Here is a 16,669-nt window from a genome sequence, read left to right on the forward strand (position 1 = left end):
TAGTTGTAACTGAAGTGTCGATATCTTGATAACGTCTATATTTTTTTTATTAAATATAAAGGAGATAATCTTATGTATGATAAAAGTATGTACATAGATGACATAGAAGATAGAGATAAGTATCTAAAGTTGTATTATAAAAATATGATATTTTTTAATGAAAAACATTTAATAAAAGCACTTGAAAGACATTCAAAATTTGAAGGTGATGCAATATCTCAAGAATTAAGGTGTTGTTTTGCAAATGAATTTCAAGAATGGGAAGAAGATTACTTTGGAGAAAGTGGAGTAGCATATTATTTTGATTATCCAGCAGTAGAAAAAGATTGCATAGTTATATTAACTTACAAAGAATTTTATGAATACTTACTTGATGCTTGTAAAAAGTATGTTGAAAAACATTCAGAAGAAAAAGATATTATATATGAATATTTAAATAAGATAAAAGTAAATTTAAATCTATAATTAGAAAAGAGTTAACGTTTTTAATAAGAACATGTTAACATAGGGGTAGATGATAATTTATGCCTAGTAACTATACAAGGGGCAGGTAAATTAGCAGGTATTATTGAAGGAAATTTACCAGAAGAAGATTATTCCTTTATGTTAGGAAAAATTTTGGCAGATACAGTTTTTATTAAATTTGCTATATCTGTATATAAAGAATAATTAATTAAATAAATACAAAATAATGCCATGGGGAAAGGGTTAAAATTGTTAAATGAAGAATAATTCATATTAGTTATAAAGTGACTGTAAAAGATAAGTTAATGTGAATACATAAAAGATTTATTTATTGATATTGTAAAAAACCAATAATCAATATTAAAAATTTTAATTCATAACTTGAATAATGCAGTGAAAGAAGTTAAAAAGGTTAATGTTTCAGTAAATGGAGAATTAATCTTCTTTCTTCTAATGAAATATATTTAAAAGATAGGATAACTAGGATTAAAAACTATCATAAGCTGAAAGATAAGCAAATTCTAGTTTCAATAATTCCACTTAAAAGTTAATGGAATTGTGAACATAATATATGTAGTAGAAAAAGATAGCGAAGCACTAAAAATAAAAGGAATTATTAAAATAAGATATATAAACAAGATAGCTGAGTGGAATAATTAGATATTTGGAAGCTATAATGGGTGTAGGGAGAATAAGTATTTAAAATAAAATTAGAATATATAACTAGTTCAAAAGAGGACATAAAAAACCTTATACATGGTGTTATAATAAGTGTTGATAATAATTTATTTTTAGGACCAGTAAAAGGTGATGCGAAATTGACCGATCTTGCAAATAGTCATTTACCACAATATGGTCATAAGTTCATGTTAGTAAAACTATGGTTGATAGTGTATTTACAGTATATTTTACTTCTAGAGATATTGATAAATTTTTACAATCAGGTATTTGCTTAGGTGTAGCAATAGAATCAGCAGGTGCAGGTGTATTGCAGCTCTTCCAACAGGAGGAACATCTTCAATTGTAGGAGTGGGCATAGCAGAGGTAGCTATTAGCATGGTAATGGCAGTAGTTGCAGAAGCAGGAGCTATACATTCTCAACATCTTTTAGGCGAAGATATGGAAAACCTTAGGAATGCTAAGAGGAATAAGGGGACGGGTAAGAGTATAGATATTAAAAATCTAGTATTATAATATACGTACTGGAAGTGCATTAAAAACAGATGGCTTAAATGCATTTAATGATATCATAGATAATTATGCAAGTTATGCACAAAAACTCAAGTTAGTTGGTGTTGATAAGGTTACTAGACAATTGTACCAAATAGAAGGAAGTTTAAATGGGAAAAAGGTATTTTTGAATGGATTGTTGATACGGATGTAGCGAAGGGCGTTACCCATAGACGATTTATTCAAGGGGTTGGAATAACAGGAAAGCCAAATGCAATTCCTAAGAAATGAGGTGATTAAAATTTATACTATTGATTTGTTTAAAAATTGCAACTTAAAAATGACCTGGTCTGATGTACATTGGGGTATAAAAGAATTTCTATTAGATATAGAATCAGTATCAAAATTTGCTGAAGAATATTTAACGAATGATTCACAAACTTGTATTGATGAAATATATGAATTAGCATGGAGGACTAAGGATAGGGAATTAACATTAAGTTTGCTCAATAGTGTTTTAAAGAAACTTCCAGAGCAAAACACTCAAGATAATGAAACTACCATTAGAAGGTGGCGATATTGCATAATAAAAACATTGAGAGAACATGAATCTAATAATTCAAATCTTCTTGATAAGATGGAAATTGTTTATCCGGATTTCAATTACCCTGTAGAAATGAGAGGTTTTATTAAATATATGCCACCAGATGATGATTACAATCCATGTAAGTATGGTGTAGAAGAAAATGAACAACATATGATTGATAAAATAGATGATTTTATCAAAATTGAATGGAATAAAATAAACTTATAAGAGTCTATAGGATATTAAAATCCCACTAATCAAGCAATATAGAGTTGCATGAATAGTGGGGTTTTTAAAAAATCATGATATATTGTATACAATATTAATAAAAATGTATATATAATTATTCTGAAAATAATTGATGGAGAAGGAGATTAGGATAGAATTGTTGATACAGAATTTAAGATATGCGGTTAATATTATATTTTCATTAGAATATAATATTGCTAGTTTACGATATTATCTAAATAAAGTAGTGAGTAGGTCAAAGGGAGTAGAGTAGCAGATAATTTTTAAAATACATTTAAACTTAATAAGGTTAAAAATACTTTCACCTTAGCCCCTTTTTCACCTAAAGCAAAAGAAAATATAATTTTAATGGAGGAAAGTAATATGCTTGAACAAATAATTGAAATTGGACTAAAAACCAATGTCAATAAAGTGGAAGACGCAGAATTATATTTATATGACGAACATTTAGATAATAAAGAGAATGTGAAATTAGAATTACATTATTGTAGTAGCATAATTGAGTGTAGTGAAGAAAATTATTTTGATGCACTGACAAAATTAAGGACAGGATTAGAACAAGATGGAATACAGATATTATGTAAGGGAGCAAACAGAAATGTGTATCCATCTGCAATGCAGTTAAACATGGGCACTGGAAGGAGTGCATATATATTAACAATTCATAAACAAGCTACTCAACGAGATGTAGTTGATATTTTTGAGCCTAGTAATATCAATGAATGTGTTTCTGTAGCTGAACAAAAACAATATTTTAATTTATGGATCGAAAGTTTTAGGGATTAAACTTTAGCTATATATTTTATGATATAAAATGGTGCTTTACAAAGATTCTATGTAGTTGGTTACAAGAACTTTTTAGTAGAAAGCAACTACAAACTATTAATAATCAATAAAAATATAAGTAGTATACATAGACTAAATATGTACTTAGTAGCTACTGGTGACATAAAGGAAAAAGTCAGTAAAAGAAATAAAGCAATTGTGATGTTGCTATTTTATACAGGAGTTAAGGGAAGTACACTGTGTAGCATATCGAAAACAAAGAAGAATTTATTGATGTTTTAAGTTTATATAATTATTTGGAACTAAAATTTTATCTGAAATTGCTAAAAGTATGTTTTCTTCAAAAGACAAAGGTTGTATCTATATATTTTCAAGTCATTCTAAATGAGACTATAGTCTTCTACATAGTAATAGAATCAGTTATTTAAACAATATAAAATTAGTCAATATAGTGTTGAATAGCGTATTGTTCTTTGTTCAATGAATACATACTTTTTAACTAAAAAACAATTAAAATTAATTTTAGATATATGTTTAAAATTCTGCCAGGATAAACACCTAGTAAAATTCATTACATGAGCACAATAATACAAAATGGTACCTTGATGTTGAAAAAAAGCAATTTTATAATCACAAAACAGGATGGTGAATTATATTGATTAGAACTAATAAAAATATGGTAGAGTTATTAGGAAAAGCAAAACTTAAAAAAGAATAAGTAATTAAAATAAATACAGATAATTTATCTAAAATAATGATCCCAAACTTTAAAGAGGTACATGACTGCATTATAATTGATATGAATAATGAAATTAATGTGGAAAATGTAAATTTCAAAAGAATACTTTCTATGTTTAGGGATAGAACAGGCTATGAGGCTAGTTGCAATGAAATAAGAATAAATGATTATATTGATTATTCTGATGAAATTGGAATTTTGCAATTAGCTGAAATTATTGTGGATACATGGAAATACAAATTAAAAATAGAATATCCTCAATACAAGTTCTGTATAATTCTTAGTTTTAGAGAAGGGTACGTTACTATGAGATTTCATGTAATTAGAGAAAATGAAAATTCATGGTTAAAAGCTGATTTAGACGAATATAAGAATGAAGCTATAATGGTTAAAGAATTTTAATATGCTAGAGTATTTACTGTAATAAAATGTAGTAGTTAACTCCATAAAATAAATTAAAAGTGGACCAGCTAAATATAACCTAGGAACAGATATTATAACATTCGAGAAAAGGTATGCTCGTAACTAAAGGGGAGATATGAGATATTATGAAGTTTGATGATGTTATTGGTGCTAGTGCTGGAACTGAAACTAAATATATCAGCGTTGAAATGAGAGGAGGAACAATATATGCTCATTCAATAACGAAAGTTGAATATAAAATCTAAATATATTAGGAAAGTGAGTAAACTTGTTTGAAAATGTTGATTTTGGTAAAGAGGTAAATAAAAAGTATATTGATTTTTATGTAAATAAGGATATTCCATTAGAAGAGCAGATTGATTTATTAAAAGAAGATTTTCTACAAGTTAGTTATGATAATGGTTATCCTATACATATGGGGTGGTATCCTGAACTTGATGAAGACGGAAATTTTAGAGTTTCTGTTATAAAAGATTATCAATGGAATAATTCAATTTTACAAAAAAGCTGCAGGGATTTAAGTTTATTAAATGAATATGTACATGAATACATAAATTTAATAGAGTCTACGAATAAATAAGTTTCACTTAATCGTATAAGATTACTTGAAATCAATATAAAATTCATAAAAATTAGTTAAATGTTGTGTGTAATAATATTTTCCACATCAACTGTTCGGAGATGTATATACAATATAAGAATATTCCGTAACCTAAAACAGTTTATAAACCTAAATAAAATTAGTGGCAATTAGCTACTACAATGGGTAAAAAAGCAATGAAGAAAGGATATCTTTAAGGAGAAGTAGTACTGATGGTAGATCAATAATTGGATTTTTTGATAATGGTTTAAAATTAAAAGGTTATATTGATGGGATAACAGGAGAAATAACAAACTTTTTTCCAACACTAAAGTAATAGGAGGGTATTATGATATTAAATGACAAAAATGATATTAGAAATCATATAGAATATTATTATATTCATATAGGAGATGGGTATTTAATAGATGCATTAGATAATTATTCGAAGTTGGAAGGATTCGGAATAAAGGGTATTTGGTGTTGCTTTGCAAATGAATACGAAGAATGGGAAGAAGATTACTTTGGAGAAAGTGGAGTAGCATATTATTTTGATTATCCAGCAGTAGAAAAAGATTGCATAGTTATATTAACTTACAAAGAATTTTATAAATACTTACTTGATGTTTGTGAAAAGTATGTTGAAAAACATTCAGAAGAAAAAGGTATTATATATGAATATTTAAATAAGATAAAAGTAAATTTAAATCTATAATTAGAAGAGAGTTAACGTTTTTAATAAGAACATGTTAACATAGGAGTAGATGATAATTTATGCCATGAATTATACAAGGGGCAGTTAAATTAGCAGTTATTATTGAAGGGAATTTACCAGAAGAAGATTACTCCTTTATATTTAGAAATTAGGTGATACAATGTTTGATATTAATTTTAGAATTGTAGATGATTCAGAATATTTAAGTAATATTAATACACATCAGTTTGATACTGATGGAGTTGATGTTGAAGGTTTTTTTTGTCTTAATTTTGATGGAAATATTGAGGGATATTATCATGAAAATAAGTTAAATGAATTTGAAGTAGGCTATGAATTAATAACACTTTGGTTTGATTTATTAATAGATGTAATATTGATATTAGAAGAAAAATCAAAATATGTTGCTTTAAAAGAAATAGAGTGTGTTGACAGTTGGCCTGAATTTATTCGAAATGACGATGTTTTAACAGTGAGTTTTGCTAAGTATTCAGGAGAAAATAATGGTGATTTTCTTATTGTAGTTAAAAAAGAGGGTTTTAAATATCCAACTTGGAAAGAAGTAATCATTTCATTTAGCGAGTTTAAGTGTAAAGTAAAAATAAAAGCAAATCAATATATAAGAGAAGTTGGTAAAATTAATCCGGAACTACTTAATACAAAAATAATGGCTAAATTATATAGAAAGATACATAGTATTTAAATTGAACTGACTACAAATTTTATAAAAACTGACTACAAAAATAAGATAAAAATAAATTTAAATTTATAATTAGAAGATAGTTAATTCAAAGATTTTGGATATTAATCTTTGAAGGATTTGTGAAAATTAGATTTAATATACTAGAGGAACAATTGAAAGAATTAAAAATAACTCAATAGAAGAATTTGATGATTTTACAAATATTGAAGGTCAATTTGAGTTTATTATGTTAAATATGGTAATAAATTATAGATTATATTAAATATGGAGATTATCAATTCTATATTAGAAAACACTAGTAAGTTTGTTAATAACATTTTAAACATTAATAAGCAATTGTACGTTTTAAAATTATGCAAGAATTAATTTAAATTCTGTTGAAGATATTGCAAAAGCCTTAAGGGGGTTCTAGTATGGATTTAGAAAAATACAAAGAGCAATTTATTAAAATGTCAAATGACTTCGGATATGGGGGTAAATTAGATAGTTTGAAAGGGATTGACGAATTTTTCCCAATCATGAATGAAATAAGAAAAGATTCAGGCGTAATAATTTTTAAATTAGACGGAGAAAGAGAAGATAATATATATACATTTTTAGCATCAGGTAAGAATTTAGGGGAAGGAGGTTCAATAAGAGTGGATACCTCTGACCTAGAAGGTGGATTATCATATGTATGTGTAGAATATGCGAGAATAGCATGGAAGTGGAGTCAATCTAACTAATAATATATAACTTAATACAAAACAAAGAATGAATTGACTATATAAAAATAGAATTATATTATTTAGTACCTGATAGAACTATAGTATCATTTGGAAAGAGGTAGAAGAATAATGGAGTGGAGAAATATAAAAATCCAGGGGATAGGAAGTATTGAAAAATGTGTTGGAGAATTTAATGTTGCTGAAACATTAAAAACACCATATGGTAAATTTAAAGTTAAAGTTTATGAAAGGCAAAATGGAAGATATATAGGATATACAAATCTGCAGCTTAAAGATGAAGATGGGTGTGCATTTCCAGGAGTAGGATATGGTGAAACTGTAGAAGAAGCATTGAAAGATACAATTGAATATTTTTTAAATATGATTAATGAAAAGCAAGTTGTTAATAATGAAGATTTTCAGTGTACAGATTCTTTCGATTTTTAGATGGGTGTTCTAGATAAATTATTAAGCTATATCCAAGAGTAAAAAGTAAATATATAATTAGAAAAGAGTTAATGTCTTTTATAACAAGATATTAACTCTTTTTTATCAATATAAATAGCCAGTACATAATAGAGTATTTAAGCCATGAACTGCGAATCTATGGAAGAAAACAAGATTGAATAATAAAATTATATACATAATTAAAAACAAGGAAATAGCTATATTTACAGGAGAATTAGGTATCTAAAATAAATCTTATATATGATAAATTTTACCTTATTTCAATTTAATATTGACATTTAATAGTAAAAGAAATATTATATAATCCTAAAATGAAAATTATTCTTAAATACGAAAGATTATCAGCTTTCGTTATACAGGGAGGTACCATATGAACAAAAGATTAATTGCAGCATTATTTGCAGTGGGACTTACAGCTTCATTAGTATTAACAGGTTGTGGAAAGGGAACTAATAAGGAATCTGCAGCTACAGAAAACAGCAAGGTAGTTAATGTATATTCAGATAGACATTACGATACAGATAAAGCCATATTCGAATCTTTTACTAAGAAAACCGGTGTAAAAGTTAATATAGTAGAAGGAAAATCCGATGAACTTATTGAGAGAATGGCAAGAGAAGGTAAGGATACTAAGGCTGATTTATTAATAACAGCAGATGCAGGAAGATTACATAGAGCGAAGGACAAAGGTCTTTTACAGCCAGTTAAATCTGATGTTTTAGCTAAAAATGTTCCAAGTAATTTAAAGGACAAGGACGATCAGTGGTATGCTTTAACAAAGAGGGGAAGAGTTATAGTTTATTCTAAGGATAGAGTAAAACCTTCAGATTTATCAACATACGAAGCTTTAACAGAGCCTAAGTGGAAAGGCAAAGTGCTAGTAAGATCTTCATCAGCTGTATATAATCAATCTTTATTAGCATCATTCATTGAGATAAATGGTGAGGAAAAAGCTGAGAAGTGGGCTAAGGGCATAGTTGACAATTTAGCAAGAGAGCCAAAAGGAAATGATAGAGATCAAGCAAAGGCTATTGTAGCTGGAGCTGGTGATGTTGCTATAATGAACACTTATTATGTAGGGAAAATGTTAAATTCTTCAGACCAAGAAGAGGTTAAAGTAGCTAAAAAAGTAGGAGTATTTTTCCCAAACACTGAAACTACAGGAACTCACATTAATGTAAGTGGTGCAGGGATTACTAAAAATGCAAGTAATAAAGATAATGCTTTAAAGCTAGTTGAATACTTATCTAGTGAAGATGCACAAAAGCAATTTGCTGACGGAAACTATGAGTATCCAGTAAACCCAAAAGTAGAACCATCTGAATTACTTAAATCTTGGGGAGGCTTTAAAACTCAAGATATTAACTTATCAAAATTAGGTGAGAACAATAAAAAAGCTGTAGAAATATTTAATAAAGTAAATTGGAAGTAGAATATATTAAATAATATCTAAATTCCATATGTAGAAAGCAGCCTAAGGGCTGTTTTTTACATTAAGTAAAGGAAGTGAAATTGAAATAATGAGATTAGGTAAAATGAAATCTTATATTAATATATGGAGTGTCTTAAGTTCTATTTTTGCACTAATGATAATTATACCTAATGTAGATATTATTATTAATCTTTTTAATAAGGGCAATGAGAATTGGATACATATTAAAAACTATTTATTAAAAGATTATTTTATAAATACGTTTAAGATAATGATATTTACAGGGATTTTAACCATGGTTATTGGTACATTGCTAGCATTTATAATTTCTGTTTATGATTTTCCCTTTAGAAAGTTTTTTAAGTGGGCATTGCTTTTACCTTTAACTATACCACCGTATATTGGAGCTTATACATATAACGGCATACTTAGTTACACAGGCATAGTTCAGAGGGTTTTAAGAGAAAATTTTAATATAAATTTATCTCCTAAGACCTTAGATATAATGTCTATAAAAGGTGCAGTTTTCATATTTACTATTTTCTTGTTTCCCTATGTTTATATGATTACTAGGGCATTTCTAGAAAAGCAGTCTGCAGAACTTATAGAAAGTGGAAGAGTTTTAGGGAAAGGCTCTTTAGAGATATTTGTAACAATAATAATACCTATATCAAGAACTGCAATTATAGGGGGAGTGTCTTTAGTATTAATGGAAGTTTTAAATGACTATGGAGTTGTATCTTACTTTGGAGTATCTACAATAAGCAAGGCAATATTCACGTCATGGTTTTCTATGGGAGATTTAGACTCTGCTATCAAGCTATCTTCAATACTTATGTTTATAGTATTTGTCATGATTTTTTTGGAAAGGAAACTTAGAGGAAGAAAAAAATATAGTTTTGTTAATAGCAAGATAAGGCCAATTCAAAGGAAAAGATTAAATGGAATCTATGGAGCTATGGCTTTTATACTATGTATCACCGTGTTTCTAATAAGCTTTATAATACCAGTTTTACAGCTTTTATCTTGGACTACTATGACTTATGAAAAAATACTAAGTTTTCAATTTTTCATTCTAATATTTAATTCTCTATGGACTGCTGTAGTTTCTTCTTTAATCATAGTGATTATGGCTCTTATAATAGGGAACTTTTCAAGAATAAAAGAGGGGACTTTATCCAAAGTGGTGTCAAGGATAACTCTTTTAGGATACTCCATACCAGCATCAGTAATTGCTGTAGGAGTTATACTTTTATTTGTAAAGCTTGATAATGTATTTTATCCCCTATATAAATTAATAAATCTTAATTCAGATAAATTAATTTTAAGTACAAGTATTTTTATGCTTTTATTTGCCTATGTTATTCGTTTTTTAGCTATAGGTTACCAATCTATAGAGGCAGGTTTTGAGAAGGTAGGAAAGAGATTTTTTGAGGCATCAAAGACCTTGGGGCATAATGATATACAAAGCTTTTTAAAGGTGGACTTGCCCATGATAAAACCTGCAGTTGTAAGTGCATTTGCTTTGGTTTTCTTAGAGGTTATAAAGGAACTTACATTAACCCTTATCTTAAGACCTTTTAATTTTAACACTTTAGCTACAAAGACTTTTGAATATGCCAATGATGAAATGATACAGGAGGCAGCCGTAGCCTCTCTAGTAATAATTCTTGTAAGTATATATTCAATTTACTTAATGTATAGAAAGGATAAGGAGGCGAAATAATGTTTGTAGAAGTTAAGGACTTAAGCTTTAAATATAAAAATTCTAAAAGAGAGACTATTAAAAATTTTAATATAGAAATACAAAAGGGTGAAACAGTTGGAATACTAGGTGAAAGTGGTAGTGGAAAAAGTACAATATTAAGGTTAATAGCAGGGCTTGAGGAAAATGTTAAGGGAACAATTATAATAGATGGAAAAGCTATATTGGACAGAGATACATTTCTTCCTCCAGAGAAAAGAGGATTAGGAATGGTGTTTCAGGATTATGCATTATTTCCCCACATGACCGTAGAAGAAAATATAAAATTTGGACTTAAAAAAATGAAAAGAGAAGAAAAGAACAATAGAGTTCAAGAAATGCTAAAACTAATAGATTTGCAAGGCTTTGAGAAGAGATATCCTTATGAATTAAGTGGGGGACAGCAGCAGAGAGTAGCCATAGGAAGAGCAGTAGCACCTAAGCCATCAATTCTTCTTTTAGATGAGCCTTTTAGTAATTTGGACGCTAATCTTCAAGGAAAAATAAGAGGTGAACTTAAGGATATAATAAACAAAATAGGAATAACCTCAATATTTGTAACCCATGATAAAGAAGATGCACTAGCTATTGCAGATAAAGTTATCATACTAAAGGATGGGAATATTATAGCTTTTGGAGATCCTAAGGAAGTTATATAAGAAAATAAAAGTAGTTATAAACTGATTTATACACAGTTCGTAACTACTTTTTTAGTATTATAATTAATAACCCTTATCTAAATTTACTATGTTTAATAGTTCTTCTCCATTTGTATATCTTTTTAAGTTTTCTATGAATAGTTGCCAGCGTCTTTCTGCTATGTTTTCACTTATCCAGGAATTATGGCAAGTTAGGATTACGTTATCTAGATTCCATAGTGGGCTATCTTCTGGTAGAGGTTCTATTTTAAATACATCTAGGGCAGCACCTTTAATTTTATTATTTTTAAGGAGATTAATTAAGGCATCTTCATCTATAATGCTTCCTCTTGATACGTTTATGAAAATTGCATCACTGCGAAGTTTTTCAAGTTTTGATTTATCTATTAGGCCATGAGTTTTATTTGTGTGAGGTATGGTAACTATCACAGCATGACTATGTTCTAGTACTTTGTCCATTTCTTCTAGGGAATAACATTTATCAAAGTACTCTACGCATTTGCCTTTTGTGTTTACTCCTATTATGTTTACTCCAAAGGATTTTAATCTTTTAGCAGCTTCCCTTGCAATGTTTCCTGTGCCTATAAAACCTATGGTTTTTCCATAGAGCTCTTCTACCTTAAAGTCAATTTTCCATTTCTTTTTTAGTTTATTTTCATAAGCAATAGGTCTTCTTTTGGTAAGTTCGAGAATGCTACATACTATCCACTCTCCTATGGGAATGCTGTAGCTATCCTTATTATTAGTAATTAGTATATCTCTATTTTTAATTTTATCCTTTGGAAGATGCTCAAAACCTACGCTGCTTAGTTGCATCCACTTTAGGTTTTCAAATTTATTTAAATCTACCATGCTAAAGGTGTCATATCCAATTACTACATCTATCTCTTTCATATAATCTTTAAACTCTAGGGAATTTTCTCTTTCAATAAATACTTTATAGCCTAAACTTCTAAGCTCTTCTTCTCTTCCTTTTATAAATCCAAAGGTCATTAATAATTTTTTCATTTAAAACACCTCCATAGATTTAATTGTCTCATTTTTTATAGGATTTTTGAAGATATAAAATGCACTAATATATTTATATTGTTTCTATTGATTTTTGGGAACAAGTTTTAGGTAAATTCATGTATAAAGCATAAAAATACCCTTGACATTTAGATATAAATCTCTTAATATATGTGCGAATTAAAAATGATAATTATTATCATGGAAAAGTTTAATTTTAGGGTGATTTTATTATAAATATTAGAGTTTAGTTTTATAAATCTAAAAATGACCTAAGATAAATGGCTTTAAATAAAGGTTCTATAGATGGAAGGTAGGTGTTTAAATTTAAAACTAAATAGCCAATACAAAACAAAGTATATTTAAAGAAGAATAATTTAAGTATAGGGGGATTTTATGTTTAAGTTTAAAAAAGTTATGTTTTTATTTGTTGGAATTATTTCTCTTGTATTAGGTCTAGTTGGAATAGCTTTACCAGTACTACCAACTACACCATTTTTATTACTTTCTTCCTATTGCTTCTGTAAATCTTCCGATAGACTTTATTTTTGGTTTAAAGGAACTAAGTTATACAAAAAACATGTTGAAGATTTTTCTAAAAATAGATGTATGCCTTTAAAGAGTAAAATTTGTATATTAGCTTTCGCATCTTCTATGCTTATGCTTACATTTATTTTCAGTAAAAGTATTCATTTAAGAATTTTTATAGTAGTTCTTATGATAACTAAGTATTACTATTTTATATTTAAAATAAAAACTAAAGAAAGGTTGCCATATTATGATAGATAAACGCTTACTAACCCTTTCAGAAGGGTCTAAGAAATGGATTGTTTTAAATGTTTTAATGAACTGGATTAGCTTAATACTAAATATAATAACTATAATTTCTATTGGCTATTATGTTGAATTTACTTATAAGTCTGGATTAGATAAAAGTAGAACTATAAGCACCATGCTAATTATATTATCAGCTATAATTGTAAGATTTGTATGTGATTATATGTCTGTTAGATTTTCATATAAATCCTCTGTGGAGGCTAGATTAAATTTAAGAAATACTATATATAAAAAGTTATTGGCTTTGGGAATAAATTATAATAAACAGGTTTCTACCTCTGAGGTGGTACAAGTTACTGTAGATGGGGTTGAACAACTTGAGATTTATTTTGGAAAATATCTTCCCCAATTTTTCTATAGTCTTTTAGCTCCTATAACTTTATTTATAGTACTTAGCTTTATTAATTTTAAGACTGCCCTAGTGTTACTATTATGCGTGCCATTAATTCCTGTATCTATTATAGCTATAATGAAGCTTGCAAAAAAACTTCTATCTAAATACTGGGGCATATATGTAAACCTAGGAGATACATTCCTTGAAAATCTTCAAGGACTTACTACTTTAAAAATTTATAATAGATATGAAGATAGAAATATTAAGATGAATGAAGAGGCAGAAAACTTCAGAAAAATAACTATGAAGGTTTTATCTATGCAGTTAAATTCTATTAATATAATGGACTTGATAGCTTTTGGTGGAAGTGCTTTAGGTATAATTATAACCCTTAGAGAGGCTGCACTAGGTAGGGTTTCTATTGGTGGTGCTTTCTCCATTATATTATTATCAGCAGAATTCTTTATTCCTTTAAGACTTTTGGGTTCATTTTTCCACATTGCTATGAATGGTATAGCAGCTTCTGAAAAGATTTTTAGACTTTTAGATATGGAAGAAGAGAAAAACAATATGGAAGAAGTAAAGAATTTAGAAAACATAAATATAGAAATTAAGGATTTAGATTTTTCTTATGAAAAAGAGAGAAACATATTAAAAAATATAAATTTAAATATAGAAAACAAAAAAATTACTGCATTAGTAGGGGTTTCTGGTTGTGGAAAAAGCACTATATCCAATATAATTTTAGGTTTTTATAAGGATTATGACGGAAATGTGCTTTTAAATGGTCACGAGCTTAGAGATATACCTAGAAAACAGTTAATGAGAAATATTAGTTTAATCACTCATAATAGTTATATTTTTGCTGGCACCTTTGAGGAAAATCTTAGAATGGGAAAAGCTGATGCAACGGAAAAAGAAATGTATGAGGCTTTAAAAAGGGTTAACTTATATGACTTTGTACTGTCTCAAGATAAAGAGTTAAAAGCTGAAATAAAAGAAAGAGGATCAAATTTATCAGGAGGTCAAAAGCAAAGGTTGGCACTAGCTAGGGCTTTACTTTATAATAGTGAAATTTATGTTTTTGATGAGGCAACTTCTAATATTGATGTAGAAAGTGAAGATCAAATTATGAATGTAATTTCAGAGCTTTCAAAGGATAAAACTATAATTTTAATTTCACATAGGCTTTATAATGTTAAAATTGCAGATAAAATTTATGTTTTATCAAAGGGTGAAATAAAGGAAGAAGGAAATCATCATAGTCTTATGGAAAGGGAATCTCTTTACTTTAATTTAGTTCGTGAGCAAGAGGTTTTAGAAAATATAGGGGGTGTAGAGCATGCGTAGGTCTGGCATTAACATAATGGGAAAACTTATAGGCTTAGTTAAACCCCTACTTCATATAATGTTAATTACTATAACCATGGGAGTTTTAGGATTCCTAGCATCTATATTTATAACTATTTATGGAGGAGTAGGACTTGCCTCTTATTTAGGTTTTTCTATGGGCATTTCAATGAAAAAGATTTTTACTTTACTTATAATCTTTGCAGTTTCAAGGGGATTATTAAGATATTTAGAACAATATACAGGACACTATATTGCCTTTAAATTATTAGCTATTTTAAGAGATAAAATATTTAAAAAGTTGAGAGACTTATCACCTGCAAAACTAGAGGGGGAAGAGAGGGGAAACCTTATCTCTTTAATTACTAGTGATATAGAATTACTAGAGGTATTTTATGCTCACACTATAGCACCGATTAGTATAGGATTTTTAACTTCTATAATTATGGTTATATATATTGGTAGGATTCACGCATATCTTGCACTAGTTTCTGTCATAGGGTATTTTACTATAGGATTTATTATTCCATATTTTACTTCTAAAATAGGAAGAGAAGCAGGAATGAAATATAGAAATTCTTTTGGAAAGATGAATAGTTTTGTTTTAGATTCCTTAAAGGGAATGAAAGAAATTATAATGTTTAATCTAGGAGATAAAAGATTAAAAGAGATAAATTCTAAGGGAGAAGATTTAAATCTTGAACTTAAGAAAATTAAAAACCACGAGGGAATTATAAGGGGACTTAATGATGCTTCCGTTTTAGGATTTATTAGTATAATGTTATTTACTTCAATGTACTTATTTGGGAAAGGAGAGATTACCTTTGATAAAGTTATAGTTTCAACCATAGCTATGGCAAGCTCCTTTGGGCCAGTTTTAGCATTAAGCAATTTATCTAACAACTTAGTTCATACCTTAGCCTGTGGAGATAGAGTTTTAAACTTATTAGAAGAAGAACCAGCAGTTATAGATGTAACTAATGGGGAAAGGGAGGCAAAAGGTGCTTTAAGTGCAGAGGATTTAAGCTTTAAATATGATGATAATTATATTTTAGAGAATGTTAATCTTGAATTAGAAGAGAAAAAGGTCTACGGAATAGTAGGGGAAAGTGGTTCAGGAAAGAGTACTTTATTAAAACTATTTATGAGATTTTGGGATGTTACAAAGGGAAAAATAGTCTTAGGAAATAAGGATATAAGAAATATAAACACAGAAGCTTTAAGAAATACTCAAAGCTTTGTAACCCAGGAGACATTCCTTTTTAATGATACTATTGAAGAGAATATTAAGCTTGGTAAAAAAGATGCAACTATAGAAGAAGTAATAGAGGCTGCTAAAAAAGCTTCCATAGATGATTTCATAATGTCACTACCTAAGGGATATAAAACAAAAGTAGGAGAACTTGGGGATAATCTATCAGGTGGAGAGAGACAAAGACTTGGAATTGCAAGGGCATTCTTGCACAATGGAGATATGCTACTTTTAGATGAGCCTACAAGTAATTTAGATAGCTTAAATGAAAAAGTAATCTTAAAGAGTATAGAGGATTATGCAAAGGATAAGACAGTTATTCTAGTATCACATAGATTGTCTACAGTTGGCATAGCAGATGAGGTTTATAAGGTTGAACATACGAATGTTAGCAAAATAAGTTAGAATATAATTTTAAGGTATATTAAATTTTTTAATTTAATATACCTTTTTGCTTTGGAA

Annotated in this window: 17 protein-coding genes; 16 read left to right on the forward strand and 1 reads right to left on the reverse strand. The window is 28.2% G+C overall.

What is annotated here, in order from left to right; genetic code table 11:
* The first annotated feature begins 72 nt into the window (after positions 1-72).
* From cdiI (FGL08_RS02465) to FGL08_RS02530, 13 genes are all read left to right on the forward strand, one after another.
* Complete coding sequence (gene cdiI, locus FGL08_RS02465) at positions 73-465, forward strand: ribonuclease toxin immunity protein CdiI (protein WP_197733542.1); 393 nt, start codon at positions 73-75, stop codon at positions 463-465.
* 948 nt (positions 466-1,413) lie between these two features.
* A complete protein-coding gene (locus tag FGL08_RS02470) occupies positions 1,414-1,659 on the forward strand; it encodes a hypothetical protein (protein WP_138209299.1) in 246 nt (81 codons plus the stop codon).
* A 247-nt stretch (positions 1,660-1,906) separates the two neighbouring features.
* Positions 1,907-2,449, forward strand: a complete 543-nt coding sequence (locus tag FGL08_RS02475) for a DUF2247 family protein (RefSeq protein ID WP_138209300.1) — start codon at positions 1,907-1,909, stop codon at positions 2,447-2,449.
* Positions 2,450-2,833: 384 nt separating this feature from the next.
* Positions 2,834-3,256 carry a hypothetical protein gene (locus tag FGL08_RS02480; protein WP_171011927.1) on the forward strand — a complete coding sequence of 141 codons (423 nt, stop codon included), beginning with the start codon at positions 2,834-2,836 and terminating at the stop codon, positions 3,254-3,256.
* A gap of 727 nt (positions 3,257-3,983) precedes the next feature.
* Positions 3,984-4,397 (forward strand): PM0498 family protein, encoded by a 414-nt coding sequence (locus tag FGL08_RS02490; RefSeq protein ID WP_512698493.1) that lies wholly within the window; start codon positions 3,984-3,986, stop codon positions 4,395-4,397.
* A gap of 289 nt (positions 4,398-4,686) precedes the next feature.
* A complete protein-coding gene (locus tag FGL08_RS02495; RefSeq protein WP_138209302.1) occupies positions 4,687-4,998 on the forward strand; it encodes a hypothetical protein in 312 nt (103 codons plus the stop codon).
* A 349-nt stretch (positions 4,999-5,347) separates the two neighbouring features.
* Entirely contained in the window at positions 5,348-5,713 is a 366-nt protein-coding gene (gene cdiI, locus FGL08_RS02500; RefSeq protein WP_138209303.1) for a ribonuclease toxin immunity protein CdiI, read from the forward strand.
* Between the two features lie 160 nt (positions 5,714-5,873).
* The gene (locus FGL08_RS02505; protein ID WP_138209304.1) at positions 5,874-6,416 is read left to right on the forward strand and encodes a hypothetical protein; all 543 of its coding nucleotides are present in this window, start codon (positions 5,874-5,876) and stop codon (positions 6,414-6,416) included.
* Positions 6,417-6,829: 413 nt separating this feature from the next.
* On the forward strand, positions 6,830-7,141 hold the full coding sequence (locus tag FGL08_RS02510; protein WP_138209305.1) for a hypothetical protein: 312 nt from the start codon (positions 6,830-6,832) through the stop codon (positions 7,139-7,141).
* Positions 7,142-7,252: 111 nt separating this feature from the next.
* Positions 7,253-7,570: a hypothetical protein gene (locus FGL08_RS13535; protein ID WP_243117928.1), complete on the forward strand. Its 318-nt coding sequence runs from the start codon at positions 7,253-7,255 to the stop codon at positions 7,568-7,570.
* A gap of 391 nt (positions 7,571-7,961) precedes the next feature.
* On the forward strand, positions 7,962-9,023 hold the full coding sequence (locus FGL08_RS02520; protein WP_138209306.1) for a Fe(3+) ABC transporter substrate-binding protein: 1,062 nt from the start codon (positions 7,962-7,964) through the stop codon (positions 9,021-9,023).
* Positions 9,024-9,111: 88 nt separating this feature from the next.
* Positions 9,112-10,749 (forward strand): ABC transporter permease, encoded by a 1,638-nt coding sequence (locus tag FGL08_RS02525; protein ID WP_138209307.1) that lies wholly within the window; start codon positions 9,112-9,114, stop codon positions 10,747-10,749.
* Entirely contained in the window at positions 10,749-11,426 is a 678-nt protein-coding gene (locus FGL08_RS02530) for an ABC transporter ATP-binding protein (protein ID WP_138209308.1), read from the forward strand. Before FGL08_RS02525 ends, FGL08_RS02530 begins: the two co-directional genes overlap by 1 nt.
* 63 nt (positions 11,427-11,489) lie before the next feature.
* On the opposite strand, the gene FGL08_RS02535 is transcribed toward FGL08_RS02530, so the two are convergent.
* On the reverse strand, positions 11,490-12,434 hold the full coding sequence (locus tag FGL08_RS02535; protein ID WP_138209309.1) for a phosphoglycerate dehydrogenase: 945 nt from the start codon (positions 12,432-12,434) through the stop codon (positions 11,490-11,492).
* 396 nt (positions 12,435-12,830) lie between these two features.
* Here FGL08_RS02535 and FGL08_RS02540 point away from each other — a divergent pair, with 396 nt between their 5' ends.
* From FGL08_RS02540 to FGL08_RS02550, 3 genes are read left to right on the forward strand one after another with little or no spacing between them, the layout of a single operon-like run.
* A complete protein-coding gene (locus tag FGL08_RS02540) occupies positions 12,831-13,223 on the forward strand; it encodes a YbaN family protein (RefSeq protein ID WP_138209310.1) in 393 nt (130 codons plus the stop codon).
* The gene (locus tag FGL08_RS02545) at positions 13,213-14,955 is read left to right on the forward strand and encodes an ABC transporter ATP-binding protein/permease (protein WP_138209311.1); all 1,743 of its coding nucleotides are present in this window, start codon (positions 13,213-13,215) and stop codon (positions 14,953-14,955) included. Before FGL08_RS02540 ends, FGL08_RS02545 begins: the two co-directional genes overlap by 11 nt.
* The gene (locus tag FGL08_RS02550) at positions 14,948-16,612 is read left to right on the forward strand and encodes an amino acid ABC transporter ATP-binding/permease protein (RefSeq protein ID WP_138209312.1); all 1,665 of its coding nucleotides are present in this window, start codon (positions 14,948-14,950) and stop codon (positions 16,610-16,612) included. Before FGL08_RS02545 ends, FGL08_RS02550 begins: the two co-directional genes overlap by 8 nt.
* The last annotated feature ends 57 nt before the right edge of the window (positions 16,613-16,669 follow it).

This window comes from Hathewaya histolytica (genome assembly GCF_901482605.1).
Lineage (GTDB): Bacteria > Bacillota > Clostridia > Clostridiales > Clostridiaceae > Hathewaya > Hathewaya histolytica.